Source organism: Pseudoalteromonas sp. 1_2015MBL_MicDiv, assembly GCF_002407505.1.
GTDB lineage: Bacteria > Pseudomonadota > Gammaproteobacteria > Enterobacterales > Alteromonadaceae > Pseudoalteromonas > Pseudoalteromonas fuliginea.
This window is the reverse complement of record NZ_CP012737.1, coordinates 3,443,814-3,470,194: the sequence shown is the minus strand read 5'-3', so window position 1 is coordinate 3,470,194 and position 26,381 is coordinate 3,443,814. Positions and strand designations below refer to the sequence as shown.

26 protein-coding genes and 1 tRNA gene are annotated in these 26,381 nt (G+C 37.9%); 17 read left to right on the top strand and 10 right to left on the bottom strand.

Annotation, left to right across the window (positions count from 1 at the left end):
* Positions 1-5 precede the first annotated feature (5 nt).
* The 3 genes from secF to AOR04_RS15615 all read left to right on the top strand — a co-directional run bounded on the left by secF (position 6) and on the right by AOR04_RS15615 (position 3,697).
* Complete coding sequence (gene secF, locus AOR04_RS15625; RefSeq protein ID WP_096793847.1) at positions 6-953, top strand: protein translocase subunit SecF; 948 nt, start codon at positions 6-8, stop codon at positions 951-953.
* A gap of 132 nt (positions 954-1,085) precedes the next feature.
* Entirely contained in the window at positions 1,086-2,870 is a 1,785-nt protein-coding gene (locus tag AOR04_RS15620; RefSeq protein ID WP_008138895.1) for a GGDEF domain-containing protein, read from the top strand.
* Positions 2,871-2,887: 17 nt separating this feature from the next.
* Positions 2,888-3,697, top strand: a complete 810-nt coding sequence (locus AOR04_RS15615; protein ID WP_007375997.1) for a substrate-binding periplasmic protein — start codon at positions 2,888-2,890, stop codon at positions 3,695-3,697.
* 121 nt (positions 3,698-3,818) lie between these two features.
* Here the strand turns inward: AOR04_RS15615 and suhB are convergent, their stop codons facing one another.
* Positions 3,819-4,622, bottom strand: coding sequence for an inositol-1-monophosphatase (gene suhB / locus AOR04_RS15610; RefSeq protein ID WP_007375998.1), 804 nt, complete (start codon positions 4,620-4,622; stop codon positions 3,819-3,821).
* Between the two features lie 234 nt (positions 4,623-4,856).
* Here suhB and AOR04_RS15605 point away from each other — a divergent pair, with 234 nt between their 5' ends.
* A complete protein-coding gene (locus AOR04_RS15605) occupies positions 4,857-5,273 on the top strand; it encodes a VOC family protein (protein WP_096793846.1) in 417 nt (138 codons plus the stop codon).
* A gap of 321 nt (positions 5,274-5,594) precedes the next feature.
* On the opposite strand, the gene AOR04_RS15600 is transcribed toward AOR04_RS15605, so the two are convergent.
* Positions 5,595-6,260 carry a LiaF domain-containing protein gene (locus AOR04_RS15600; RefSeq protein WP_096793845.1) on the bottom strand — a complete coding sequence of 222 codons (666 nt, stop codon included), beginning with the start codon at positions 6,258-6,260 and terminating at the stop codon, positions 5,595-5,597.
* A gap of 316 nt (positions 6,261-6,576) precedes the next feature.
* Here AOR04_RS15600 and AOR04_RS15595 point away from each other — a divergent pair, with 316 nt between their 5' ends.
* From AOR04_RS15595 to AOR04_RS15570, 6 genes are all read left to right on the top strand, one after another.
* A complete protein-coding gene (locus AOR04_RS15595) occupies positions 6,577-7,143 on the top strand; it encodes a BON domain-containing protein (RefSeq protein ID WP_007376001.1) in 567 nt (188 codons plus the stop codon).
* A 64-nt stretch (positions 7,144-7,207) separates the two neighbouring features.
* Positions 7,208-7,366, top strand: a complete 159-nt coding sequence (locus tag AOR04_RS15590) for a YqaE/Pmp3 family membrane protein (protein ID WP_002957822.1) — start codon at positions 7,208-7,210, stop codon at positions 7,364-7,366.
* A gap of 279 nt (positions 7,367-7,645) precedes the next feature.
* Positions 7,646-7,722 (top strand) — tRNA-Ile (locus tag AOR04_RS15585).
* 193 nt (positions 7,723-7,915) lie between these two features.
* On the top strand, positions 7,916-8,389 hold the full coding sequence (locus AOR04_RS15580; RefSeq protein ID WP_096793844.1) for a hypothetical protein: 474 nt from the start codon (positions 7,916-7,918) through the stop codon (positions 8,387-8,389).
* Positions 8,379-9,938 (top strand): AAA family ATPase, encoded by a 1,560-nt coding sequence (locus AOR04_RS15575; RefSeq protein ID WP_096793843.1) that lies wholly within the window; start codon positions 8,379-8,381, stop codon positions 9,936-9,938. The genes AOR04_RS15580 and AOR04_RS15575 overlap by 11 nt, the downstream gene beginning before the upstream one ends.
* Positions 9,925-10,626, top strand: a complete 702-nt coding sequence (locus AOR04_RS15570) for an HNH endonuclease (RefSeq protein WP_096793842.1) — start codon at positions 9,925-9,927, stop codon at positions 10,624-10,626. The genes AOR04_RS15575 and AOR04_RS15570 overlap by 14 nt, the downstream gene beginning before the upstream one ends.
* Before the next feature lie 14 nt (positions 10,627-10,640).
* Here the strand turns inward: AOR04_RS15570 and AOR04_RS15565 are convergent, their stop codons facing one another.
* The gene (locus AOR04_RS15565) at positions 10,641-10,985 is read right to left on the bottom strand and encodes a hypothetical protein (protein WP_232525483.1); all 345 of its coding nucleotides are present in this window, start codon (positions 10,983-10,985) and stop codon (positions 10,641-10,643) included.
* Positions 10,986-11,280: 295 nt separating this feature from the next.
* On the opposite strand from AOR04_RS15565, the gene AOR04_RS15560 reads away from it, so the two are divergent.
* Positions 11,281-12,864 carry an EAL domain-containing protein gene (locus tag AOR04_RS15560; protein WP_157770552.1) on the top strand — a complete coding sequence of 528 codons (1,584 nt, stop codon included), beginning with the start codon at positions 11,281-11,283 and terminating at the stop codon, positions 12,862-12,864.
* Positions 12,865-12,949: 85 nt separating this feature from the next.
* Here AOR04_RS15560 and AOR04_RS15555 read toward each other — a convergent pair whose 3' ends face one another.
* Complete coding sequence (locus AOR04_RS15555; protein WP_007376008.1) at positions 12,950-13,279, bottom strand: 5-carboxymethyl-2-hydroxymuconate Delta-isomerase; 330 nt, start codon at positions 13,277-13,279, stop codon at positions 12,950-12,952.
* Positions 13,280-13,483: 204 nt separating this feature from the next.
* On the opposite strand from AOR04_RS15555, the gene AOR04_RS15550 reads away from it, so the two are divergent.
* The 6 genes from AOR04_RS15550 to AOR04_RS15525 all read left to right on the top strand — a co-directional run bounded on the left by AOR04_RS15550 (position 13,484) and on the right by AOR04_RS15525 (position 18,522).
* Positions 13,484-13,969 carry a CreA family protein gene (locus tag AOR04_RS15550; protein ID WP_007376009.1) on the top strand — a complete coding sequence of 162 codons (486 nt, stop codon included), beginning with the start codon at positions 13,484-13,486 and terminating at the stop codon, positions 13,967-13,969.
* 30 nt (positions 13,970-13,999) lie between these two features.
* On the top strand, positions 14,000-14,773 hold the full coding sequence (locus tag AOR04_RS15545) for a hypothetical protein (protein WP_096793840.1): 774 nt from the start codon (positions 14,000-14,002) through the stop codon (positions 14,771-14,773).
* An 11-nt stretch (positions 14,774-14,784) separates the two neighbouring features.
* Positions 14,785-15,423: a LysE family translocator gene (locus AOR04_RS15540; protein ID WP_096793839.1), complete on the top strand. Its 639-nt coding sequence runs from the start codon at positions 14,785-14,787 to the stop codon at positions 15,421-15,423.
* Positions 15,424-15,449: 26 nt separating this feature from the next.
* Positions 15,450-15,944, top strand: a complete 495-nt coding sequence (locus AOR04_RS15535; RefSeq protein ID WP_096793838.1) for a gamma-glutamylcyclotransferase family protein — start codon at positions 15,450-15,452, stop codon at positions 15,942-15,944.
* Between the two features lie 15 nt (positions 15,945-15,959).
* A complete protein-coding gene (locus AOR04_RS15530) occupies positions 15,960-17,501 on the top strand; it encodes a serine hydrolase (protein ID WP_096793837.1) in 1,542 nt (513 codons plus the stop codon).
* A 103-nt stretch (positions 17,502-17,604) separates the two neighbouring features.
* Positions 17,605-18,522, top strand: coding sequence for a histone deacetylase family protein (locus AOR04_RS15525; protein ID WP_096793836.1), 918 nt, complete (start codon positions 17,605-17,607; stop codon positions 18,520-18,522).
* Positions 18,523-18,535: 13 nt separating this feature from the next.
* Here the strand turns inward: AOR04_RS15525 and AOR04_RS15520 are convergent, their stop codons facing one another.
* The 6 genes from AOR04_RS15520 to purH all read right to left on the bottom strand — a co-directional run bounded on the left by AOR04_RS15520 (position 18,536) and on the right by purH (position 26,118).
* Positions 18,536-18,829, bottom strand: a complete 294-nt coding sequence (locus tag AOR04_RS15520) for a hypothetical protein (RefSeq protein WP_096793835.1) — start codon at positions 18,827-18,829, stop codon at positions 18,536-18,538.
* Positions 18,830-18,835: 6 nt separating this feature from the next.
* Positions 18,836-19,645, bottom strand: coding sequence for a DUF2797 domain-containing protein (locus AOR04_RS15515; RefSeq protein ID WP_008136908.1), 810 nt, complete (start codon positions 19,643-19,645; stop codon positions 18,836-18,838).
* Between the two features lie 22 nt (positions 19,646-19,667).
* Positions 19,668-22,208: an EAL domain-containing protein gene (locus AOR04_RS15510; protein WP_096793834.1), complete on the bottom strand. Its 2,541-nt coding sequence runs from the start codon at positions 22,206-22,208 to the stop codon at positions 19,668-19,670.
* Positions 22,209-22,304: 96 nt separating this feature from the next.
* Positions 22,305-23,588, bottom strand: a complete 1,284-nt coding sequence (gene purD / locus AOR04_RS15505) for a phosphoribosylamine--glycine ligase (protein ID WP_096793833.1) — start codon at positions 23,586-23,588, stop codon at positions 22,305-22,307.
* 15 nt (positions 23,589-23,603) lie between these two features.
* A complete protein-coding gene (locus tag AOR04_RS15500; protein WP_096793832.1) occupies positions 23,604-24,425 on the bottom strand; it encodes a class I SAM-dependent methyltransferase in 822 nt (273 codons plus the stop codon).
* A gap of 106 nt (positions 24,426-24,531) precedes the next feature.
* Positions 24,532-26,118, bottom strand: coding sequence for a bifunctional phosphoribosylaminoimidazolecarboxamide formyltransferase/IMP cyclohydrolase (gene purH, locus AOR04_RS15495; protein WP_096793831.1), 1,587 nt, complete (start codon positions 26,116-26,118; stop codon positions 24,532-24,534).
* Positions 26,119-26,381 lie beyond the last annotated feature (263 nt).

The following is a 26,381-nucleotide window of genomic DNA, read 5'->3' as shown; positions in this document are numbered from 1 at the left end:
CAGACATGCAAATTTTAAGTTTGGGTAGTAGAACCCTTCGTTTCATGTCTCTTCGAAAAGTGGCTATGGGTTTTTCGACGTTACTAATTTTAGCGTCGTTTGCATCAATTTTTGTTAAAGGCTTAAACTTTGGTTTAGATTTTACAGGCGGTACTGCTGTAGAAGTTGGTTTTTCACAACCTGCTGACCTTAAAAAAGTACGTGATGCGCTAGCTGAAAATGGCTTTGCTGATGCTTCGGTACAATTGTTTGGTTCAAGCCAAGAGATTTTAGTTCGCTTAGCGCCACGCGGTAGCGATGTAAAAGCGGAAGTAATTGGTAACCAAGTAATCGACGCACTTAAAAAAGCAGACGACAGCGTAGTAATGCGCCGTATTGAGTTTGTAGGCCCAAGTGTAGGTGAAGACTTAAAAGAGCAGGGTGGCCTAGCCATGTTAACTGCACTTATTTGTATCTTAATCTATGTTGCATTTCGCTTTGAATGGCGCTTCGCTGTGGGTGCGGTAGGTGCACTATTACACGATGTTATTATTACTGTAGGTTTGTTTTCTATATTAGGTTTAGAGTTTGATTTAACTATATTGGCGGCAATTCTTGCGGTAATTGGTTATTCACTTAACGATACCATTGTTGTGTCGGACCGTATTCGTGAAAACTTCCGTAAAGTACGCATTGACGATACCGTTGAAATTATTGATATTTCACTTACCCAAACACTTAACCGTACACTTGTAACATCAATCACCACTATTTTAGTATTGATTGCCTTGTTTGCATGGGGCGGACAAACTATTCATGGCTTTGCAACTGCATTGTTATTTGGTGTGTTTATTGGTACTTATTCTTCTATTTATGTTGCCAGCTCTGTTGCACTTGCAATGGGCGTAAGCAAAGAAGATTTAATACCAGAAGTAATTGAAAAAGAAGGTGCAGACCAAGACGCTATGCCGTAATGGTTGTGTAACTGTTAAAAAAACCGCTCTGTTGAGCGGTTTTTTATTGCGTGGCGTTTATTTCAGTGCAATAAAATTGTAATACAGGCTTGCTACTTTATTATTCTTATCAAATTATAATTAGAGTCCGACGTGACCGTACAACACAAAGTTTTAGAGTATATTTTAAATAATGCTGAAATAACGACATTATTTCAGCCTATTTTTAATATATCTAATCAAAGTATTATTGGTTACGAAGCGCTCAGTCGCGGTCCTAAAAATAGTCCACTTGAAATGCCGAATAAATTATTTGAAGTGGCTCATCAGCATGCATTAATTTCAGAACTTGAATTATTATGTCGCTCTAAAGCAATCGAAAACTTTGTAAAATTAAACCTCCAAGGCAAGCTCTTTTTAAATGTAAGCCCTAAAACTTTACTCGATCCGTGTCACCCCAAAGGCGAAACGTTGCATTTAATTGAGCAATTTGGATTAGCTGCGAACAGAGTTGTGATTGAGGTTACTGAGCAAGAGAAAGTTGATGATGGGTTTTTACTTTTAAAAACAATTGCTCATTATCGAGAACTTGGCTTTACCATTGCTATTGATGATTTAGGCGCTGGCTACTCAGGGTTAAAGCAGTGGTCTGAGTTATGTCCAGATTTTGTAAAAATAGATCGCTATTTTATTGATTTTTGTGATGAGAGTGATGTTAAAAAAGAGTTTTTAAAATCAATCACTATACTTGCTAAAGCAACTAATACAGCCGTTATTGCAGAAGGTATTGAGCGTCCGGAGGAGCTGGCGTTAGTTGAGAGCTTAGGCATTAGTAACGTACAGGGATTTTTACTCGAAAGGCCCAGTTTACGACCAAGTTATGACTTTAGTTCTGAGCAAATACAAGCACTAACATTTAAAGCAAAGGCGCTCTGTGAGCAATCAATGGCAATAGGGTATCTTGCTTTAACTCAGTCAGCAATTGATAGCGAAACACGCTGTAAGGATGCTCACAAGCTATTTGAGCAAGACAAATCAATTATTAGTATCCCAGTATTAAATCAAGATGACCAGCCAATTGGTTTACTTCATAAAGATCAGCTAACGGAAGTATTTGCGGCCCCCTACGGGCACGCACTTTATGATAAACGCCCAGTTACAGAATTAATGGACAAGCAACCATTAGTCGTTGACGAGAATCAAATGCTTGATGTCGTAAGTAAGCAAATAACAGATCAGGATTTTGATATACGCAGGCATATAGTTATTACACGCAATAATAAATACTTGGGATTAGCGCCACTGAGAGATATTCTAAAACATATTACCGAAGAAAAAATTCGCCACGCACAGCACGCTAATCCGCTTACTATGCTACCAGGTAATGTTGCTATAAATGAAGCTATAGAGCAAAGGCTGCGTAATAAGTTAAAATTTTCATTAGCTTATATAGACCTAAATCACTTTAAACAATTTAATGACTTATATGGTTATGCCAGCGGTGATAGTGTAATTAAATTATTAGCCGATGTAACAGTGCAAGCTTGCACAAACAGTGCTAACTTTGTAGGACATATTGGCGGTGATGACTTTATGGTTGTGTTTGACCAAAGTGATGCAGTTACAATTTGCAATACAATTATTGAACGGTTTGAATTGCAGTCACAGCTATTTTTTACTCCTGAGCATATTAAAAGCAAAGGATACTGGGCTACAAATCGCGAAGGTGAAAAGCAATTTGTCCCTTTACTGACCTTATCGATTGGTTTGGTTGAACCTGATTTACAACAGTGTAAAAATAGTCATCAAGTAGCTGCATTAGCGACTGATGCTAAAAAAGAGGCCAAACGATACCGTCATAGCTATCTTTTTATCTGTAAGCGAAGAAGGCCTACACCAGCGGTGGTGCGTTTAGCAAATAGTAAAAAGGTAGTTTAACAAAGTAGGTGATTATTATGTTGCCATTTAAGTATCTGGTTAGCGTTGTAAGCTTGTTTGTGTGTAGTGCTATAGCAAGCGAAGTCAATATTATTAATGTCCCTCAAGATCAACACTCGCATTTTACGCGTGACGACTACCTCAATGAATTACTCTCAAAAGCACTTATCAGAGCAGATTACTCAGCTGAAATAAATTTAGTGCCAGTTCACCCTCATCAACAACGAAATCTTATGGCACTTGATGGGAACGCCCTTGATTTATATTGGAGTATGAGTAGCCCTGAGCGAGAGTCGTTGGCGATTGCAATTAAAATCCCTTTATTTAAAGGGTATATTGGTAAAAGAGCACTGCTTACGAATACAAAAAATGTAGATAAATTTAAAGGTATTACCTCTGTTGAGCAATTATCAATGCTTATTGCAGTGCAAGGTCATGATTGGCCTGACATGCGGATATTAGTTAACAATGGACTAAGTGTTAGGCCACTTTCTAATTTAAACTCGATGTTTGCATTAACAAGCCAGGGGCGGATTGATTATTTTCCGCGCTCATTCATCGAAGTTAATTCAGAGCTCATGGATTTAAAAGATAAGAATTTAGTAATAGTGCCAGATTTATACATTAGCTATCCAACTGGGCTTTATTATTTTGTCTCAAAAAATAAACCCGAACTGGCTCAAGCGATTGAAAAAGGGCTTAAAATCATGCAAAAAAATGGTGAATTTGATGCGCTATTTTATGAGTATTTCGCGACAGAGCTTAATTCATTACCTTACACAAAAGGTAAAACAATAGAGCTTAAGCTTGATAACCCTTATTTTTAGACACAAAAAAAGGAGCCTGAGCTCCTTTTTAGTATACTGTTGTACCAATCTACTTAGGTAGGGAAATTTAATTCGTTAAATTGTTCAAATACTTATGCAGATTCGTATTAGTAGCATTAAATTAGCGAAGTAACGACTCAGTTAATACTGGGCGAATTTCACGAATAATCGCTTGAGTCAATTTTGGTGAACCACAGATGATATTACCGCTGTGGCTATAGTTATTACCACCAGCAAAATCTACAACCATACCGCCGGCTTCTTTAACCATTAGTTCGCCCGCTGCAGAATTCCACGGTTTTAAACCAATTTCAAAAAATCCATCAACACGACCCGCTGCAACGTATGCCATATCTAGTGCAGAACAACCTGCGCGACGAATATCAGCAGTGTGTACAAACAATGCTTTAAATGCTTCAGTGTATGCATCCATGTGGTTTTTATTTTTGAAAGGGAAACCAGTAGCAAGTACAGTGCCCGCAAGAACGGTAGTTTTGCTTACACGAAGACGTTTGCTGTTAAGCTGAGTGCCTTGACCACGAGAAGCAGTGAAAAGCTCACCACGAATTGGATCATAAATAACAGCTTGGTCTAAACGACCTTTAACTTTAAGTGCGATAGAAACCGCGTAATGAGGGATGCCTTTGATGAAATTAGTTGTTCCATCGATAGGATCTACAATCCATTGGTAATCATCATCCTTGCCTTTATGCTCACCTAACTCTTCACCAACAATCGAGTGAGTTGGGTAAGATTGTAAAATAGTGTCACGAATTACGGCTTCAGCTTCTTTATCAATGTTAGTTACTAAGTCGTTAGCGCCTTTTTGTTGCACTTCAACTTTTGATAAATCTTCACTTGCGCGAAGTAAAATTTTGCCTGCGTTACGCGCAGCGCGAACCGCAATGTTTAACATTGGATGCATGGAGTTACCTTTGGGTTGTAAAAGAACGTTTATATATTTCAGCCGGCGTATTTTAGCGATTTCTGCCATAAAGTAAACAATAAACCCTAAATACTTTTGTGTGTTTTTTATACTTTATTGTTCTGCATATATATTTGCGGCTGTATAAAATTTAAATAAATCTAAAAAACCACTTTACCTAAAGTTAACTTGAGGTTTTATTGTGTTTGCATACTTAATCAAGAAGGACACATTATGTATTTAGAACATGTCAATTTAGTGGTTAATAATATTGAGGATATGATTAAATTTTATCAAGCGGTATTCCCTTATTGGTCAATCCGAAGTGAAGGTAGGGGCACTTGGCATGGTAAACCAAGGCGCTGGGTGCATTTTGGTGATGACACACAATACATTGCAATGAGCGATCATGGTGAAGGTGAAAACCGAGATTTAGCAGGCCATCAATTAGGTTTAGCGCACTTTGCTTACGTTACCCAAAATTTAGATGCAGTAGTAAAGCGTTTGCAACAAGTTGGTTTTAAAATAGATAAACAAGGCGGTGACAACCCATTTAGAAAAAATGTTTATTTTATCGATCCGGCTGGATTTGAAGTAGAGTTTGTAGAATATTTAAGTGATATACCAAGCGAGCGAAATAACGATTTATAATAAAACGTCAGGCAGTAACTTAGGCTTATTTATCTTTCGAAGTTGAATTTTAAGCCGTGTGTTTGGTTTTTAGTAGAACACACCTATGTGGTGTGCTTATTCCCTATAAATAGGTAATAACAACGTATAAATGCCAAACACAGGCTAACGAAAGGCTCTACCTAGGACTGCAGTTAGCACTGAAAATAGTTGCTTGAGATAGATTTATTATCCAGAGTTCAGGTTATTTAGGTTACAAATCTCGGGCAGCAATTAAACGCACCTAATTAAGGCAATATCTGACCTTAAAGGTCAATCGACTCTAACGCGCTGCTAGATAAATTATAATGAGCGGTTATTATTAACGCCAAGTTGTGTTTTTAGCTCGTTTGCAAAGCTCATAAACTTCTCTTTTATGGTGCGTTTTATTTTAACTTCAACCGATCCCATTACTGCTTTACCTTCAATATGAATAGTGGGCCCTTGGCGCTTGTTAAGCGATACCGACTTGTTTTCAAGGCTGCTTAAAATACAAAACATTTTAGAGACTACATTTACATGCTCTGGTACATAAATTTCATCGCTACCAAAAATACAGTTAACGTGAATCGTTACATTTTGATGGGTAAAAATGGCATCAGTAAAATCAAGCACTACAGAGCCCATAAAATTGGTTAAGTATATATTTTTTGGCACAACCCATTGACCGCTGCGCTCGTTAGAACCCAAAATGCTGCGTAGCGTAAAATCATCATCGCTGTTTTGCTGTGCACTATAATGTGGAGTAAATTGCGATTGTTTTTCTGCTTTATATTGCTGATCGGTATTAAGTGTTAAGTCTTCAACTAGGATTAACAAAGCTTCATTATTACTTGCATCCATAGCCTCATCTAAGCGTCTTTCAAATGCATCCACTGAAATAACGCCATGGCTGTAATTATAAATTAATTGATCAATCACTTGTTCGCGTACTTGCTCTATTGGGCGGTCTTCAACTTTTACAGACATGGGTATTCCTTATTATATTTACTATTGGTAGTGAGTAAGCAAACGGCGTACCAAATATAATTTCAATAATTATCAGAGGCTTAATTTTTCAGTCTGTTTTTAGTTTTGTTATATTAACGATAGATTAACCAAAACAGCAATTATCTAGCTATTTTCACAATGTGAGAAAGTTTTACCGATGAGTCTGTAAATAGTTACACGGCTATAACATGAAATGAGTTGATTTAAATTCCCAACCCATTGAATTTAAATGTTAAATTTAGTTGGCCTAAAGTTCGCATTAGTTAAAGTGTCTTTAATCAAAAGGAGAAAGATTATGAAAACATTTAACAAATCTATTATCGCGGCTTTAGTTCTTGGTACTACGGCTATGAGTGCCCAAGCAAACAGCTGGGAAAACGAAAGTAAAGATGCTTGGATTGATGGTAAGGCAGAAACAGTGCTACTTATGAACACTAATCTAAACAACTTTGACATTAACACTGATGTAAAAAATGGCAAGGTAGTACTTACAGGTAAAGTTGATAGCGAAATTGAAAAAGAGTTAGCAGAAGAACTTGTACTTAGCCTAGATGGCGTATCCGATGTTGAAAACAGCCTGACTGTTGTAAAAAACATGGATACCAAAAACACAGACAAAGACATGATGGATGATGGTGATAACGACCTAACAGACGCTAAAATCACCACCGTAATCACAACACGCTTCCTATTTGACTCAGAAGTTGGTGGTACAGACATCGATGTTGATACCGATAACGGTATTGTAACTCTAAACGGTTCTGTAGAATCTGAAGCTGAAAAACAGCTAGCGGTTAAAATTGCCAAAAATGCTGAAGATGTGCGCGACGTGGTAGATAAATTATCTATCGTTGCTGAATAATGCACTATACTCAAAGCCCAGTGAATCTGGGCTTTTTGTTTTTTAATTTTAAAGGAGTTAAGTTATGGATATCATTCGTATAATATTGTCAGTTTTATTACCGCCACTAGGTGTATTTTTGCAAGTAGGCTTAGGTATGCATTTTTGGTTAAATATTTTATTAACACTGCTAGGTTATTTCCCAGGGTTAATACACGCCATTTATATTATTGCTAAAAAGTAACGTTGTGTTATTTGTATTATTAGTTGTGTAAGTCAATTTTAAATACAGCTTAAATAGGCACTTTTAATTGGCTTGCATGAATCCCTTCTCTTAAATTCCTCATTTTTACACATTACTCCCTCATAAAAGATTACTATTTAAGCAGTTAGCTTACTGATTGTTAAAATAAAGGTTTTTAGTAGTGACAAGCCCCCAAAAAGTTTTTATACTGCAACCCGCTTTAGTCGCTCTGTGACTGAACGCTTCAAAAATTAACTGCCTAGCAGTTATATAAAAGTTGGCCCCTTAGCTCAGTTGGTTAGAGCACACGACTCATAATCGTTAGGTCCCCAGTTCGAGTCTGGGAGGGGCCACCACTTTTACAAACTTTCCAAGTAAATACCTACTAACCGAAATTACCCTGTGCTACTTTAATTGTATTTCGTATGCATTCCCTATTGCAAGTCGTGCCAGCTTAATTTAAATTTTAATATTTTAGAAGTTAAAACCATAGGATTTCATATATCTGTAATCCAATGGTTTTTATACTTAAATGGAAAGGGGCCGATAGTGGATATCTCAAAAGAAATGTCTGAAATTAATCTTTCATATTATGATCTTGGATTATATGAAGAGCTTGTTTTATGTAGTAACTACTTAAAGAACGTTTCTCATATTATAAAATCAGAGCAAGGGTTATGGTCTCCGTTGGTTATTAGGGCCGGTAAGATTCCGCGAGTGTGGTTGACGGCACAAGCTGAAAAGGGAAAGTTTGTAGAAATAGTTAAAGATTCTACCTCTCAGATTTTAGAATCGAATGTTCAATGTTCTGAAAGTGGAATTCAAGTATCGCTAGGGAAGAATGTAATCTTGGAGGCTGGGAATAACGATGGAAAGCATTTGGAGATTTATAAGTTAGATTTACGATCTATTGGCTTAAATGTTTATGGAGATCATAAAGAATTGGTTTTAGGTAATGCAAATTTTAAAAAAGGGACCTTTCAAAATGTATACTCTTTAATGGCGTTATCAGATGAAAATTAAAGAAATCACTATAAATGGATTTGAGCATAAGTTAATTTGCAATAATTTCGAAGACAATAATAATTACTATACTGTTTTAGTTGGAAAAAATAGTGCAGGAAAAACAGAGTGCTTAATACAAGTAATTGGTTGTTTATTAAGATTACAGCTTAAAAAAAATAACTCTCCTTATATAGATCCTTTAGATGAAATTCTTGAACACGAATTTAAAAGGTATCAAGAAAGTTATGAATTTGAGACTAAACTAACTTTTTCTGAAAGTACAAACTCCAAGCTTGAGGAGATGGTTAAATTTAAGAAATCTAATAGCGCAAGAATAATTAAAAAGTTTGATGGTAGTGAGGTGACTTTAAATGATGGATATTTTAGACATTCACTTAACACTTATCCCTTGTTAAACAAAGAGATATATTTAAACATTATTGCGATTTCTGAAAGCCCGTATTCAAAGTTTCCGATTTTAAACTCAGAGTACAAGGGCTCATATAGCCTATTTTCACCACAATTACTTAAAAATAAAGATACTGCTACCGTATATGCTGATGATTATGTGCTTCCTCAAACCCAACGTTTAGTTAAGTCAATATTTCATTCAATAGCTTGTAAAACAAAAGTTAATTTAAGAGCGTTATTTGAACTTTTAAAATTTGAATTAAAAATTAAAGTATCAATAGATTTGAAAGATCGCTACGCGAAACATTCAGAGATTGGAGTTTTGAAATTTATAGATGCTAAAGTAGTTCAAAAGCAGGCTGAGGGTGTATTATTTGAAAAAACACCTGTTCAGTTAAGAAAATATTGGGAATACCTAAGCGAAAGGTTTGATTTATCTAGTTTACAGGGTAAGTCGTATACAGAAAGTCATTCGAGTACTTCAATCCTTTTAGATATAATAGGGGATTATGAAGGGTTTGAGGCACTTAATTATCTAATCGAGTACGAAGTTTTATCAGTTAATAAAATAGCTTTTAATAATAGTCATAGTGGAGATTATGTTGACTCTACTAGATTGAGTTCCGGTCAATACTGTTTGCTAACTTTATTTTTTTCGATTGCGTCTAAGATAAGCAATGGCTCTCTCATCTTATTGGATGAACCCGAAATTAGTTTACATCCATATTGGCAAGCGCAAATTATTCCTTTATTGAATAGTACGTTTTCAAATTACAAAAATTGCCACTTTATTTTGGCTACACATTCGCCTCATATTATTTCTAACTTAAGTAATATAAATTCATCCGTTGTAATTTTTGATAGTAATGACAAAAGTTCTCATACTGTTGAGGGGGGAAAGATATCATCTCAGTCTGTAGATTTTCAATTAGCAGAAGTCTTTGAATATCCAGGCTTTAGAAATGAATATGTTAATAGAGAGTTAATCTCTTACTTAGTTCAAGTAAGTAAAGGTCGGGAAATTACTGATGAAACATATAAGACAATACGGAGAATAGTCGAATTAGAGTCTAAGCTGGACAGTAGTGACCCAATGCTTGAGCTAATATATGCAGTTAAAAAAACTCTAAAGGCAAATATTAATGAAGGCTGTTAAATACAATAAAGAACAAAAAGCTTTCGTTGATAACTTCAGAAAAAGTCTTAGTTCCCACGATAAAGGAATTTGGGGTTATGACTATGAATTTGAGACTCTCCATGCAAGTGCTAAAACAGATGAATTAAAATCAAAGGCATCAATTATTAGAGAGATAAAGTCATCAATAAAAGTACACTACCTAGTGCAACAGGATTTTAAATGTGCATATTGCAAACAGAAAAATTTAACTCTTAATAAAAAAATATGGGAAACTGAGCATATTGTTGATAAGCATAGTCATGGAATTTTTACATTTGAACCTTTGAACTTATGCATCTCATGCCCTGATTGTAATGGGGCTGATGGTAAAGGTACAAAACAAGTGTTAGTTAAACCATCAAAAGCAAAAAAACCTCGTTACCCCAAAAGTTCAGCTTCTTTTAAAATTATACATCCTCACTTTGACGAATACGATGAACATATAGAAATACAGAATCAAGATGGTAACGTTCTTGTTTTTAAACCTCTTAGTAAAAAAGGGAGGGAGACTGTCGAGATTTGCGGTTTACTACGTTTTTGTTATAAGTATTCAAATTATAGTACAGAAAATATATCTGATACAGATGAAGTATCAGAGATTGTTAATAAGCTTAAAAATAACCCAGAGCTTTTTACAGAGGTTTTACGAAGGTATAGTCAAGCCTAAATGGCCTCATTTATTTAAATATATGCTAATGTAATTTCAGCCCTAAAGTGGCCTAGCTCTTGTGAAACTGTTTCAAGAGCTAATAGCCTACTAAGCCCTAACTTTTGTAGCTCATTCATTCTCTCTTGTGCATAGCTATGTCTAAGGCCATGAGCACCATTAGAAAAAAATAGAACGCGATTAGATGCTTTTGAGAATGAGCATGACCATTTATGACCACCACCAATATCATAACGTTGTAAATAGTTAATTTCCCTATCACGAACCGTTATAGGCTGTGCTAAGCGCCTTTGCTCTAGCTGTGTAGCTAATGCGTTAGGTATTAATACATCTCGGATTAGGCCGCCTTTACCTTTCACTGTATAAATACTACCTTCTCGACCTAGCCATTTGCTGTCTAGCGCTGGACGGCTATCAGCTTTACGCTCTGATACTTTGGCTATTGTTAAAAGCTCATACGCTCTTTGCTATTTTTTAACTGAGAGTTAAATACAATTAAATTTTTAGCCACTATTGATGGAAGTGAAATAATGCTGTTTTTAGCAACATTGCTAGTCAAAAGTAAAATTTAAGTGTTTATGTAAATTAATTTATTGTTAGTATTAGGTTATGTTTATTGGAGTTTTGAAAGCCATTCATTCTGGGAATTGTATAGTGCCAAAGTTTCAGTATAAGTTTAAAGCATTCGTTATTGCTACTATTAGCGTATTGCTAGTTATGTTGATTGACTACCCATTAGAGGTTGTTTCTAAAAAAGCTTTTTTGCGCTCTCAAGTAAAGGCTGATTTTAATTGGTTTAAAAGCGATTTAAATAAACAGTTAAAGCAGCTTAATGACTTTTTTGTTGAAAATGACAACCTTACTCCTTCTTGTACCCCAGCAACGCTGTTAGCACTGCGTAAAGCACACTTTAATATTCAAAATATAGCTGAACTAGGGATTAGAGACCCTAAAGGTAATTTAATTTGTACGAGTTGGCAAAAACTTAAAAAGCCTATGAAAACATCCGGAATTAAACCAACTAAATCTAAACGATTACGCTTTTTTGGGCCTATTGCTGCTAATTTTATTGGTGAAACCGCTTTAATTATCGCTAAAACCAGAAGTGATGGATACGAAATTAATGCATTGCTACCGCAATCGCTGTTAAATCGCCGTATTAATGAACTCGATAGAAATTATACTTATGTTGCTACTGTTGATGCTAGAAAAGGTAAAGTAGTAACAGTGGTTGGGGATTATACTTTACCGATTAACTACCCGCTATTTCCATTAACAAAACCGCTTACTGTAAAAGGTGTCGTATTTGATGATGCAAAAAAACATTTTTTAATTATTGAGCCACTGAAATATTTACCACGCCTTGCCTTAATGATAGCGATTGATGAAAACGTACTATACGAAGATGTGTATTACCCCTCATATAGCCATGTTGCTTTGTATATCATTATTTTTTTGTTGATTTTCATTTTTACTGAGGTGTATCAACAAAACTACCAAAGTAGAAAAAGTGAATTGCGAAATTATTTAAAACAAGGGCGTTTTGTTAATTATTATCAACTCATTTGGGATTCGAATATAAAACAGTTTGCTGGGGCTGAAACATTGGTTCGTTTAAAGCATCCTATTGAAGGTGTTTTAACACCAAATCGTTTTTTACCTGATATCGAAAGCAATCATCTGAATATAAGCCTTACCTATGCTGTAATTAAAAACTTAATAGCAGACTCCGCAGAGTTAATTGGTTGGGATAGCAATATAAAAATAAACATTAATATTACAGGTGAGCATTTAAAGGATGATTATTTTAAACAGTTAGTTTTTGCGTTAAACGCTGTTATTCCTCACTTGGTTCTGGAGCTGACAGAAAATGAGTTAATTGATTTAGACGATCAAGAAGTCATTCAGACTATGCAAGACTTCAAAGATCAAAATATTCTAATTGCAATTGATGACTTTGGAACTGGTTATGCGGGCTTACAGTACCTCAAGGCATTGCCTTTAGACATATTAAAAATTGATAGAAGTTATGTCAGTGCTATAGGCACTGAGTCACAACTGGCTATTTTGCTTGATGCATTAATTGAGCTTGCTAAAACGATTGGAATTGATGTTGTTGCTGAGGGGGTTGAAACCCAAGAGCAAGCTGATTACCTTTTATCAAAAGGGGTATTTTTACACCAAGGTTGGCTTTATCACAAAGCGAGCCCTGTGAGTCAGATTATTGGTAACGCTTGAGAAGCGCATACTTTAAATTTAAAAAAGTTTTGTGCAACAGTAATGCAGCGTCATCGAATGTTTACTCGTTTTCTAAAAATACGTTCTAATTTTTACGATATACATCATGATCCATATCGTAAATATTGACGCTTAAGCTATCAGAGTCTCTGCAGTAGGTTTTTAAACATGCGAGTAGGTGCTCACTTAACATTTGTTTTTGTTCTACCGTTCGCCCTGCCATTATATGCACTTGAATATGAATAAACCCTTCTTTACCTATACCTAGTTGGTATTGTTGATATGCAATTGCGCGTGTTTTAATTGTTTCTAAATCAAAAAGTCCGCTTTCAAAAGTACTGTTATGAATTTTCTCTACTAGTACTTGTGGTAAAACAGGGAGGTCTTCTGAGTGTTCAATAATAATATGCGGCATTTAGGCGTTTCCTATTATGAGTTACTGCATTAGCGAGGGTTAATTGTATCAAATACAACAGGGTTCGCTAAACCTAGGGCTATCTAAAATCTTTACTTTAAACTAATTTAGTCGTATTTATTTTTGATGTTAGTATAAAACAAACAGGTGAACCTTTGCTTAGTGACGTAGATGCTAAGTTACCTATTATAGATAAGGATAAGTATGAAATTACCACAAAAATTTAAACGTTTAGCTTTACTTGCAGGTGCGGTAGTTACGTTGAGTGCTTGCTCTGATGATGTTGCGTCGGTAAGCCTTGGGTTATTTACAACTAAAGATGTCGTGGTTAATTCGCAGCAAGATCCGATTATTAAAGGTGTTACGTGCCACATTAGCCATATTGAAGCTGATTTAGACTTTTCTGATCCGTCTGATATGTCAATTGCGTGCCGTCAAACGGGGCCTATTACAGCACAGCAGCTACAAGAAATTGACCGAAGTAAGTCGGGCGAGGTGGTATTTAAATCATCTAAAAGTATTTTATTTAAATCTTTAAAGGTGCGTCGTATTTACGATGCTGAAAACCGCACCTTATTGTATTTATCGTACTCAACGAAAGAATCCAGTGGCAGCCATCATCATGCGCTATCAACAGTGCCGCTATACAATACTCAAGCGTGGGAATGGGCGCTTACACAAAAAAACTAAACTAGCACCTAAAACTTATAAGAGCACCTTATGTTAGCTTTATTTAAATCGGCACCATTATTGGAAGATCAAGAACAGCAATGGCTTATTGATACGTTTATTTGGGCGGTAGAGAATTTTGATGCGGAGTACTTTACTAAGCAAACAAAAATAATATTGCCGACAGCAGCGTTTTTTCCTGATTCGGTATCAAGTATTGAAGAAATGGCGACTAACGTTTTTACCCGCGTTACTAATTATGCAGGTATGAGCGCGTGGCCTATTCAGTTAGTTGCACCTCAGCAATTGCAGCCTCAGGTTTTTCCACACTTTGAATTTAGCAATGAAATACGTGGAGAAGGCAGCCATTTAATTGTGCCGCCAAGCCATAAGGTCAGCATTTCTTTTAATCCTAATCAGATTAATCAGCCACAAGATTTAGTAGCAAGTTATGCGGGTACTCTGGCCACTATACTTATTCATCACGTTGGGGTGCTACCGCCAGGTGGTAGGGAGTATTTACCACAAGCTGCCGATGCGCTTGCCTGTTTTTTAGGGTTTGGTGTGATGATGAGCAACACGGTGTATCAGTTTAAGGGCGGTTGTGGTTCTTGTTACAACCCATACGCTAACCGTGAAGCTAAGCTAAGTGAAACACATACGGTATTTATGCATGCCCTTATTAGTTACTTTAAAAACGATAAAGTCTCTAAAAAACACTTAAAACCGCATCTGCGTGGTCAGTTTAAAAAAGCACAAAAAGAAATTAAAGCATTGGTAAATAACTCGGCCAACCCGCTGTTATTAGCTTATTCGCCAAACTAGCAAGGACTTGCGTGGAATACTTAGATGAATTTTTACTGATTGTTATTGCTCATTTTTTTGCAGTAGCAAGCCCTGGGCCTGACTTTGCCGTTGTGCTCAAGCAAAGTGTGCAACAAGGTAGGTGCAATGCATTGTGGACAAGCGCCGGTGTTGGCGCTGCTATTTTACTGCACGTTGGCTATTGCGTGTTAGGTGTAGCGCTTATTTTAACGCAATCGCCTAGTTTATTTATGACACTTAAGTACCTTGCTGGTGCATATTTAGCGTATTTAGGCGTACAAGCTCTTAGAGCTGCAAAACAGCCTGCAAGTAATGAAGGCGAGGCTGCAAAAAATGTTGAAAACAAAACCGTTCAAGAGGAACCTGTTTGGGTTGCTTTTAGACGCGGCTTTTTCACCAATGCATTAAACCCAAAAGCCACGTTATTTTTTATGTCGTTATTTACACTCGTGATTAGTCCAACAACACCTACTAGCGTGCAGATCGTTTATGGCGTGTACATGGCACTGGCTACTTGGGTGTGGTTTTCAATGCTTTCAATAATGCTTTCTAGAGATAATGTGAGGGGCTTTTTCCAGCAGCGTGGTTATTGGTTTGACCGTGGAATTGGCGTTATTTTAATTGCCCTTGCAGTACGTGTTGTTATTTAACTTATTTAAAAAGCGCAGGAGATAAAATGCCGTTATATAATTTTTCGTTTGGCTCTAATATGTCATCTAACCGTTTGTTGGCGCGTTTACCGAATGTAAAGCGTGTAGGAACAGCGGTACTTAAAGGTTACGAGCTTACTTTTGATATGCTATTTAAAGATGGCTCAGGTAAGTGCAGTATTTGCCCAAGCAATAAAGAAGATGCGTTGGTTTATGGCGTTATTTATGAGCTTAATGAAGAAGAAAAAACCATTTTAGACAGTATTGAGGGCGCAGGTTACGACTGCGTAGATATAACCCCAATGCTTTTAACGGGTGAGGCTGTAGCCGCACATTGTTATATAGCTAATCCCCATGACAGCGATGTACTCCCATATGATTGGTACATAAAACACGTTCATCGCGGCGCACTTGAAGCAGGCGTACCAAAAGAATACAGTGATGCAATACTCAATAGGCCGCACAAAAGCGATACCAATAAAGAGCGTGCCGAAATTGAATTTGCAGTTCATCAAAAATAATAAAATAGGATTGATATGAAATTAACCAAATTAGCCGCAATTGCATTACTAGCAAGCACTACGTTTAGTAGCTGGGCACAAGTCGATACCAACAAAATTGACGACGTTATTAAAGCGTCAATGGCACGTTTTGACGTACCAGGTATGGCAGTCGCCATTGTTGAAAACGATAAAGTGATATTTGCTAAAGGCTTTGGTGTAACTAATCTCGATACCAACAAAAAAGTAAACAAAGACACCTTGTTTGGTATTGCTTCAAACACAAAAGCGTTTACAACAGCGGCACTTGCCAAGTTGGTTGATGAAGGGAAGTTGAGCTGGGATGACCGCGTAATTGATCATTTACCAGAGTTTAGATTGTACGACTCGTACGTAACACGCGAAATGCGTATTCGTGATTTATTAAGTCACCGCAGTGGGCTAGGGCTTGGGCAAGGCGATTTAATGATTTGGCCAAGCACGGATAAGCCCGTTGATGAAATTTTAGCGGGATTACAGTATTTAAAACCAGCGAGCAGCTTTCGTAGTAAGTACGCTTATAACAACTTGATGTTTGTTACCGCTGGCGAAGTGGTTGCACGTGTGTCGGGTATGAACTGGAACGATTACATCGAAAAAAATATATTACAACCGCTACACATGGACAACTCACGCGCAGGTTTTTCACGCATCCCAAAAAGCAACACTAACTGGGCAACAGGTCATATTCCTATGGATGGCTCACTTCATCCCTTTTTTGTGAACTACCTAGAAGACTTTAGAGGCGCAGGCGCCATCGCTTCAAGTGTAAGCGATATGAGTCAATGGCTTCGTACGCAATTAGCGGGCGGTAAAATGCCTAATGGCGAGCAGCTGTTTAGCGAAAAGCAACAAGCGCAAATGTGGCACCCACATATTACGTCTATGGCATCTAAAAGCGCGTTTGAGTCGTACCATCAGCAGTTTAGAGGGTATGGGCTAGGTTGGAGCATTGAAGACTACCACGGCTTTAAAAAGTTAGGTCACGGCGGTGGTATTTTAGGTATGGTATCGCAAGTTACTTTATTGCCTGAGAAAAAACTCGGTATTGTTATTTTATCTAACCAACAAGCTTTTGGTGCGCTTTCGGCGGTAACCCATGAAGTACTTGAAGATGCGCTTGAACTTGAAGATAAAGACTGGGTAGAAGATCTAGCTAAAAGCCATTTTGAAAGAAAACAAAAAGCGTACGCTAATGCAAAACCAGAAGCACCTGCTGACTACCAGCCACAATTACCAAATATTAATTACACCGGTACATTGCACGACAATTGGTATGGTGATGTGATTATTGAGCAGCTCGATAGTAAATTACACATTGATTTTACGCATACTAAACGTTTAAAAGGCACACTTGAGCACTACACTGGCAATACATTTATTGTTAAGTGGGATGAAAAGCTACTTGAAGCAGATGCGTTTATTACCTTTGATATGGATGTTAGTAATCGTGTAAACAGCGCTAAAATGCGTGCAGTATCAACACAAGTGACCGACTTTAGCTTTGATTTTAGAAACCTGCATTTAAAAGCAAAGTAGTTAATAGTTTTGATATTTAAAGTGTTGATATAAACCAAAGTCGCAAAGCCACCAGCCGGTGGCTTTGTTATATTAAGTTTTTACACCTTGTAAGGGACTTTTTATGCGTACCGCTGTTATTTCTCATCCTCATTGCCGTAAGCATAAAATGATAGACGACCATCCTGAGTGCCCAGAGCGCTTAGATGCAATTACCGATAGATTATTAGCCAGCGGTGTAGATGTTGGCTTAACACACCTGCAAGCACCTAAGGCCGAGCGTGAGCATTATTTACTTGCTCACGATGAAGCTTTAGTTAAACACGTAGAAACTACACTACCAACCGAAGGACTCGCTAATTTAGATGGCGATACTTGGCTGTGCCCCGATTCGTTTAAAGCGATTGAGCGTGCAGTAGGTGCGGGGTTGTTAGCTGTTGATGAAATACTTGCCGATAAACTCGATGCTGCTTTTTGCTCAGTACGCCCGCCAGGACATCATGCTAATAAAGAGTCATCATCTGGGTTTTGTGTGTTTAATAACTTAGCTATTGCCGTTAAGTACGCACAAAGCAAAGGGGTTAAACGCATTGCTATTGCGGATTTTGATGTACACCATGGTAATGGCACACAAGACATTTTTATTGATGACGAAAATGTACTGCTTTGTTCGTTATTTCAGTATCCGTTTTACCCAAATACAGCAGTTAAAAATAATAGCCATATAGTTAATTCCCCTCTGCCAATTGCTAGTAATGGCGACGACCTAAAAGACGCGTTTACTGGGCAATGGTTACCAAAATTAAAAGCGTTTAAGCCTGAATTACTTTTTATAAGCGCAGGGTTTGATGCGCACCTAGAAGATGATATGGCAAGCTTAAAGTTTGTTGAAAGTGACTACATTTGGCTCACCGAGCAGCTATGCAGTGTGGCAAAGGAGGGCCGTTGCAAAGGGGTTATTTCGTATTTAGAAGGTGGCTATGCGCTATCAGCATTAGGTCGCAGTGCTGTAGCGCATATAAAAGTGCTTACTGAGGTTTAAATAATAAGAGTGTTTATAGCCCTAGTAAATCAAACGCCTGCGCTGTGCTTAGGGTTTTTATTTTACCAAGGCAACATTGTCCTTCATTTAATAAGTAAGCTGTAACAAGCTGTGCTAGCTGCTCGCCATTCAATTCAGGGCAAACAGTGCCTTGTAAATTAAGGTAGTCACCTTGCTTATTAAGTACTCGCACATCGCTTAGCTCACTTTGCATAACGCTGTGTAAGCACTCTTGTTGCTCTTTTTGGTTTTGAGCTATCTCAAGCTCATTATAAATAACCAATAACTGTGGGTAGCTGTTTGACATAGCCCGTTAGCCTACGGTTACTTCATAAGACGTAAATTTACGAATATTAATAACGCCTTTTTCAAAGATTAGGTACTGACCTTTAATACCTTGTAAAACACCACTTACAACAGGGTCTTTATCAAAGTTAAATGAGCTGATTTTTGTTGGGTATTCGGTTACTGGAAAATCTAAATCAACCACATCTTCGTCAAGTTGCTCTATTGCTGTTGCGCCAAATAACTCACTTAGCTCGTTTAGTTTTTCGCTAATTTGTGGAATTAGTTCGGCTGCGGCTGCTTTTAAATCAAGTGCGTCGTTTTGACCTTTTAGCATATTACGCCAATTAGTTTTGTCGGCAATAAATTCAGCCAAAGCAACTTCCACTAAACCCGATTGCAGGCGAGTTTGCACTTTAAAAATAGGTAATGCCTGAGTAGCGCCTTGGTCAACCCAACGAGTCGGTATTTGTGTGTGGCGGGTAATACCTACTTTTAATCCAGAGGTGTTAGCGAGATACACATAGTGTGGGATCATGCAATTTTCTTCGCCCCACTGTGGCTCTCGGCAAGTGCCTTGATCGTAGTGGCAAGTTTCTGGTTTCATAATACACATGTCACAACTAGCGAGCTTGCGCATGCATACAAAACAGTGACCTTGAGAATAGCTTTTTTTGGTTTTTTTACCGCAGTTAGAACATAAAATAGTGCCACTAAATGTGAGCGTAAGCTCCTTACCTATAAATGCATTTAAGTCTACTAAGTGCTCACCTACAGGTAAGTGATATTGTACTGGTTCGGTTAAACTCGATTTTAGTTTACGCAGTGTGCCTTGCATCTTTACTTGGCCCCTAAAGATGTTAAAAAGAGGAGTCTAACATTTTTAAGCTATATTGGCTTTTTAAGAAGTGTAAATAGTCGGTGTAAGGCAGTGCTTTTGCGTATAAATAACCTTGGGCAGAATCAGCATTCATGTCTTTAAGTAAGTGATGAATCTCCTGAGTTTCTACCCCCTCAATTGTTATTGATAAATTAAGGTTGTGCGCCATATCAATGGCTGTTTGTACAATAACTTGATGAGTGGGGTTATTAGGTAAATCAAAAACAAACGACTTATCTATTTTTAGTTCACTAAAATGGTAGTTAACTAAGTAGTTAAGTGATGCGTAACCTGTACCAAAGTCGTCTAAAACAACGTTAATGTCTAATGCCGATAATTCATCAACTAATTTAATGAGTGCATCTTGACTCTCTACAAAAGCTGATTCGGTTAGTTCAAACTTAAGTAAACGAGCCGGTACTTGGTATTTAATTAGTATATTTTCTACTTTTTCAGCTAAGTTATTTATGGTCAAGTTTTTAGCGCTGAGGTTGACGCTAATAGTATGATTGATGTAACCATTTTTTGTTAGTTCGGCAATATCTTTACAGGCTTGTTCAATGACCCACAGTGTTAGTTCGTTAATAATACCTGTATGTTCAGCAAGAATTACTAACTCTTCAATCGGTAAATTATTAAAGGTTGGATCGGGCCAGCGTAGTAAAGCTTCTGCGCCAATTACTTGGTTATTTAATAAATTTATTTGCGGCTGGTAATAGAGTGCAAGTTGATTTGTTTTTATGGCTTTTTGTAGCTTTGCAGCTAAGGAAACGTCCATCATTTGGTTATTCACGTTTGATGATAACCCTACTTGATTAACACTACTTTTTGCTTTTTTAAGTGCTAAATATCCACGTTTTAACCAATACTCAAAGTCGTTAGTTTTACCCGCACAGCTAATGCCAATACTGTAATTAAGTTGCAGGTTTAGCCCTTTAATTTCGTATTGTTTTGGTAAGTTGCTAATTACTTTAGTGAGAAGTGCTTCTAGCATTTCTTGGTTTTGTGTTTTAGTCGAAATACAGGCAAATACGCCGCTATTGAGATCGGCTAATCGAGGGATGGTGTTTAAGTTAGTATCAAGATTTATAAATTCGCGCTCGTGGCTCAATTCTAACTCTAATTCTCTCGCTATATGTTTTATAAGTGCATAGCCTTGAGAAGGGGTAATTATAGTATTAAGAGAGTTAAAGTGGCGTATTTTAATCAAACACAAAGTTGTTGAGCGGTTTTTTGCTTGTAACTCCATAAAGGTTTGCTTGAGCTTAGCACTATTAAGAAGCTTTGTTTGTTGAGTGTGCGTAGCGTGATATAAAGCACGTTCACGCTGATACCTAACTCGGTCTGCTAATGCCATTGCCATTAATATTACTTCGCATAGTATAGCCATTAAAAAGGCGTGGCGTGTGGTAAAGCTATAAGGTAAAAGGCCAGTCAGTTCCATAGGTTGAATCGCCGCGCCAAAAATTAGTGGCACCCATGAAAAAACATAAAATTTAGCCCATCTAAAACCACTACGTAATTTGTTATAAATTAAAATAATACACGCTATATAAAGTAGGCTCATCACTCCAAAAAAAATAGGTGCTGCTATATTTTCAGGGATAAAAAGGCTGCTTACAGCAAGAACAAACATAAGCTTAAGTAGCGCTGTACTCATTTTATAGCGCCAGCATTTTTCTTTGTGATAACGTAAAAACATAATACAGAAGGAGAGGGTAAAAAAAGCAACGCCGTAATTACCAAGCACTATTTTTTCGTGAATAAATAATTGCCATTCCATTGGCCATAAATAAAAGCCAAAACCTAATACCGCTCCCATTAGTATAATAGCGCTAATAATGTAGCCAATATAAATTAAGTAAACTCGGTCTTTTATACCAAAATAAAGAACAAGATTGTACAGTGCAGCCATTAGCAATACGCCAACAAAAATCCCCCAAATCCCTGTTTGCGAACGCACTAAGTCAATAAACTCTTTATCACGATATAAATTTACAGGTGTTTTACTTATACCTATCGTATCTATTTTCATTACGAGTCGTTGTGAGGACTTACTTTCGAGCGAAAAGCGAATATGCGGCACACTGTATTGAAATAAAGTAAGTGCTTGTTCTTTATCTCCGAGCTTATAAGTATCCATTAATTGGTTGTTTTTATTGAGTCGAAAAATAGTTAGGTGATCAACCATGGGGTTATCAAAATGGGCAACAACGTTTTCTTTTTTGAAGCTCTTATTTTCTAAATCGAGAAACAGCCAATAATTTTGTTGAGTAAAACTCCATGGTATTTCCGAAAATTTTTGATGAGTGAGTAACTGCGGCTGGGTTATAACATCGTTAAAAGTAAGGCTCTTAGTTTCATCAATATAGTACGCGTAATCAAGATATACGGGCGCGGTTTTATCAATTGTATATCGTGTAGGCAAGACGAGGTTTGATGCCAGTGTACTTATAATAAAAAATATAAGTACTAGTATGGCAACAGCAATTGCATGATAACGTAAAGTTCTTAGTTCCAACGTTTGCGTACTTTTAAAAAAACTTTTAATTAGTGTAGCACTAAAAAAGCGCAGAGAGACTGCGCTTTTTTAGTTAAATTAACTGGTATTATAAGCCTATTGCTCGCGTGCAATAGCACGGTAAGCAATATCTGTACGATATTCCATACCATCCCAGCTAATTTGTTTAACAAGCTCATAGGCGCGTTGCTGCGCTTGCGTAACAGTGTTACCAAGTGCTGTTGCGCATAATACGCGACCGCCTGCGGTTACAACGTCATTGCCATCTTGCTTAGTACCCGCATGAAACACTTTTTCACCCGCAGGGTAGTTAACTTGTAGCCCAGAAATAGCATCGCCTTTAGGGTAATCGCCAGGGTAACCTTTAGCGGCAAGTACAACACCAACAGCTGCACGTGGGTCAAACTTAATTGTTGTTTTATCAAGTTCTACACGATTAGCAGCTTCAATCAATTCAACTAGGTCTGATTGCAAACGTAGCATCATTGGTTGAGTTTCAGGGTCGCCAAAGCGACAGTTGTACTCAATTACTTTAGGGGTGCCTGTTTCGTCAATCATTAAACCTGCATATAAAAAGCCAGTGTACGGATGGCCTTCGCTTGCCATACCTTCTACCGTAGGGTAGATCACTTCATTCATAATACGCTGGTGGATTTCATCCGTAACAACTGGCGCTGGTGAGTATGCACCCATGCCACCCGTATTAGGACCCGCATCGCCATTGTAAGCGCGTTTATGGTCCTGACTGGTAGCAAATGGTAATACGTTTTTGCCATCAACCATTACAATGAAAGACGCTTCTTCACCGTCTAAAAACTCTTCAATAACAACACGACTTCCCGCATCGCCAAAAGCATTACCCGCAAGCATATCGCGAATAGCTTCTTCGGCATCGGCTTGCGTCATGGCTACAATTACGCCTTTACCCGCAGCTAAACCATCTGCTTTTACAACAATTGGCGCGCCTTTCTCTTTTAAATAAGCAAGGGCAGGCTCAATCTGTTCAAACGTTTGGTAGTCGCCCGTTGGGATTTTATGACGTGCTAAAAAGTCTTTAGTAAACGATTTAGAACCTTCAAGCTGAGCTGCACCCGCCGTTGGTCCAAAAATAGCCATGTTATGTTCACGAAACTTATCAACAACACCCAGTACTAACGGTATTTCAGGACCTACAATAGTAAGCTCTACCTTATTTTGCTGTGCAAAATTAAGTAAACCCTCTAAGTCGTCAACGTTTATTGCTACGTTTTCAAGTTTTGGTTCAAGTGCAGTACCTGCATTACCAGGGGCTACAAATACAGTATTTACTTTGGTGTTTTGAGCGGCTTTAAACGCAAGTGCGTGTTCGCGGCCGCCGCTGCCAATGACTAAAACATTCATGGCGAAAATTCCTATTTAAAGCGGTTTCTTAAATTTCAGCGTCATGCGGTCGCTTTCACCAATGGCTTTATATTTATCAGCATCTTGTTCGCCGAGTCTTAAGCTTGGTGGTAGCGTCCATACACCTTTAGGGTGATCGGCTGTATCTTTTGGATTTGCATTTATTTCACTGCTTGCTACTAATTCAAACCCTGCTTGTTTAGCAAGGTCTACTACGTAGCTCTGCTTCATATAACCTGATGTTTTTTGATCTTCGTCAGCACGTTCTTCAGCTAAACGGTGTTCAACTAAACCTAATGTACCACCTGGTTTAAGGGCTTTATAAAAAGCTTGGAATGCACTTAATGCACCGCTTTTATCTTTGCCCATGTACCAGTTATGTACATTACGAAATGTTAAAACCATATCGGCACTGCCAGCTGGCGCAATATCTAAATGTGTTACAGGTGCAAACTCAGTAATTTTAACACTACTAAAACGCTTATCTTCAGCTACTTTTTGTTTAAAGCCCGCAAGAGAGCGTTGGTAGTAGCCAACTGATGAATCAGCAGGAAAGTGCGCGGCATAATAAGTGCCTTGCTCTTTTAGTGCTGGCGCTAAAATTTCACTATACCAACCACCGCCGGGCGCAATTTCAACAACTGTCATAGTTGGTTTAAAGCCAAAAAATGCCAGTGTTTGAGCCGGGTGACGATATTCGTCACGAACGCTGTTTTTAGCGCTGCGTTCGCTTGATTGAAGTGCATGTTCAAGGCTCGATTCGTGGTTATGGCTAAGCGTCATAGTCGATGTCATCGTTAGTGTGGCTACAAGTAGCGATTTTAGCGCAAATTTCATTGTTTGTTCCTTCACATTATAATTTTAAATAGGTTATTGAATAATCAGAATACGTGAATTTATAGCAAACAAAAAGGGTTAAACCAACGTTTAACCCTTTGTGTGATTAGTGGCGGAAATGGCGCATACCAGTTAGTACCATTGCCATGCCAGCTTCATCAGCAGCCGCAATCACTTCTTCATCACGCATTGAGCCACCTGGCTGAATTACCGCAGTAATGCCAGCGGCTGCGGCTGCGTCAATGCCATCACGGAATGGGAAGAACGCATCAGACGCCATAACTGAACCTTTAACTTCAAGGTTTTCGTCTGCAGCTTTTATGCCTGCAATTTTAGCTGAGTATACGCGGCTCATTTGGCCTGCGCCTACACCAATGGTCATACCGTCACGGGCATAAACAATCGCGTTTGATTTAACAAACTTAGCTACTTTCCAGCAAAACAGTAAATCTTTAAGTTCTTGCTCTGTAGGTTGGCGCTTAGAAACAACTTTTAAGTCGCCTTGCGTTACCATGCCTAAGTCGCGGTCTTGAACTAAAATACCGCCGTTAACGCGTTTAATATCTTGGCCAGCGGCTTTGCCTGTCCACTGTCCACATTCTAATAAACGAACGTTCTTTTTAGCTTCAACAATTTTTGCAGCGTCGCTCGAAATACTCGGTGCAATAATTACTTCAACAAACTGACGCTCAACAATGGCTTGTGCCGTTGCAGCATCTAGCTCTCGGTTAAAGGCAATAATGCCACCAAATGCTGATGTAGGGTCTGTTTTAAAAGCGCGCTCGTATGCTTGTAGGATATTGTCGCCAATTGAAACACCACACGGGTTAGCATGTTTTACAATTACGCACGCTGGTACATCAAATTCTTTAACACATTCAAGTGCTGCATCGGTATCGGCAATGTTGTTAAACGAAAGGGCCTTACCTTGCAATTGAGTTGCTGTTGCAACTGATGCTTCAGCAATGTCACTTTCAACATAAAAAGCAGCATCTTGATGTGAGTTTTCACCGTAACGCATATCTTGCTTTTTAGTGAACTGCATATTGATAGTACGTGGGAATTTAGTCTCTACAGCAGCTTCCTCTGTGTAATCAGGCACCATTTTACCGAAGTAGTTAGCAATCATGCCATCGTATTGTGCAGTATGCTCGTAAGCAGCAATCGCTAAGTCAAAACGTGTTTTATACGTAGTAGAGCCATTGTTGTTTTGCATTTCGCTAATAACACGGTCGTAGTCGCTCGCGTTTACCACGATTGTTACGTCTTTGTGGTTTTTAGCGGCTGCACGAACCATTGTAGGGCCGCCAATATCAATATTTTCAATAGCATCTTCAAGGCTGCAGTTTTCTTGAGCGACTGTATTCGCAAAGGGGTATAAGTTAACTACAACTATGTCGATAGCAGAAATGTTGTTATCTGCCATTACGCTTTCATCTTGTCCGCGACGGGCTAATATGCCGCCGTGAATTTTTGGATGAAGAGTTTTTACGCGGCCATCCATGATTTCAGGGTGGCCTGTGTGATCTGATACTTCAGTCACTTTTATGCCGTTATCAGCAAGTAGTTTACATGTGCCGCCAGTTGATAAAATATCAACGCCTTGCGCTTCTAGTGCGCGGGCAAATTCAACAATACCGGTTTTATCAGACACACTTAATAGTGCGCGACGAATGGGACGATGAGTATCCATTGTAGTTTGATTTCCTCAGTTAATGAGCTAGCTTAGAAGCGGGCATTTTAACTGATTACAACTCAAAAAACGACTTATAAAGCGCCGATGAGGGTGAGCATTTTGCAATTTGGTTAATAAGTTGTAGGCATAAAAAAAGCACCCGAGGGTGCTTTTTTTGCATAATACCAGTTGTATTGGATTAGTAAGTAGTTATAACGATAGAAAAACAAGTCTATAACAAGGCAAAAATTTTGCTGTGTAGTTATTCTACATAAAAAATT

Coding starts and splice junctions, on each gene's coding strand:
- secF (WP_096793847.1), top strand. CDS start 6: ATGCAAATTTTAAGTTTGGGTAGTAGAACCCTTCGTTTCATGTCTCTT.
- AOR04_RS15615 (WP_007375997.1), top strand. CDS start 2,888: ATGTTGCCATTTAAGTATCTGGTTAGCGTTGTAAGCTTGTTTGTGTGT.
- suhB (WP_007375998.1), bottom strand. CDS start 4,622: ATGCATCCAATGTTAAACATTGCGGTTCGCGCTGCGCGTAACGCAGGC.
- AOR04_RS15605 (WP_096793846.1), top strand. CDS start 4,857: ATGTATTTAGAACATGTCAATTTAGTGGTTAATAATATTGAGGATATG.
- AOR04_RS15600 (WP_096793845.1), bottom strand. CDS start 6,260: ATGTCTGTAAAAGTTGAAGACCGCCCAATAGAGCAAGTACGCGAACAA.
- AOR04_RS15595 (WP_007376001.1), top strand. CDS start 6,577: ATGAAAACATTTAACAAATCTATTATCGCGGCTTTAGTTCTTGGTACT.
- AOR04_RS15590 (WP_002957822.1), top strand. CDS start 7,208: ATGGATATCATTCGTATAATATTGTCAGTTTTATTACCGCCACTAGGT.
- AOR04_RS15575 (WP_096793843.1), top strand. CDS start 8,379: ATGAAAATTAAAGAAATCACTATAAATGGATTTGAGCATAAGTTAATT.
- AOR04_RS15570 (WP_096793842.1), top strand. CDS start 9,925: ATGAAGGCTGTTAAATACAATAAAGAACAAAAAGCTTTCGTTGATAAC.
- AOR04_RS15555 (WP_007376008.1), bottom strand. CDS start 13,279: ATGCCGCATATTATTATTGAACACTCAGAAGACCTCCCTGTTTTACCA.
- AOR04_RS15550 (WP_007376009.1), top strand. CDS start 13,484: ATGAAATTACCACAAAAATTTAAACGTTTAGCTTTACTTGCAGGTGCG.
- AOR04_RS15545 (WP_096793840.1), top strand. CDS start 14,000: ATGTTAGCTTTATTTAAATCGGCACCATTATTGGAAGATCAAGAACAG.
- AOR04_RS15535 (WP_096793838.1), top strand. CDS start 15,450: ATGCCGTTATATAATTTTTCGTTTGGCTCTAATATGTCATCTAACCGT.
- AOR04_RS15530 (WP_096793837.1), top strand. CDS start 15,960: ATGAAATTAACCAAATTAGCCGCAATTGCATTACTAGCAAGCACTACG.
- AOR04_RS15525 (WP_096793836.1), top strand. CDS start 17,605: ATGCGTACCGCTGTTATTTCTCATCCTCATTGCCGTAAGCATAAAATG.
- AOR04_RS15520 (WP_096793835.1), bottom strand. CDS start 18,829: ATGTCAAACAGCTACCCACAGTTATTGGTTATTTATAATGAGCTTGAG.
- AOR04_RS15515 (WP_008136908.1), bottom strand. CDS start 19,645: ATGCAAGGCACACTGCGTAAACTAAAATCGAGTTTAACCGAACCAGTA.
- purD (WP_096793833.1), bottom strand. CDS start 23,588: ATGAATGTTTTAGTCATTGGCAGCGGCGGCCGCGAACACGCACTTGCG.
- AOR04_RS15500 (WP_096793832.1), bottom strand. CDS start 24,425: ATGAAATTTGCGCTAAAATCGCTACTTGTAGCCACACTAACGATGACA.
- purH (WP_096793831.1), bottom strand. CDS start 26,118: ATGGATACTCATCGTCCCATTCGTCGCGCACTATTAAGTGTGTCTGAT.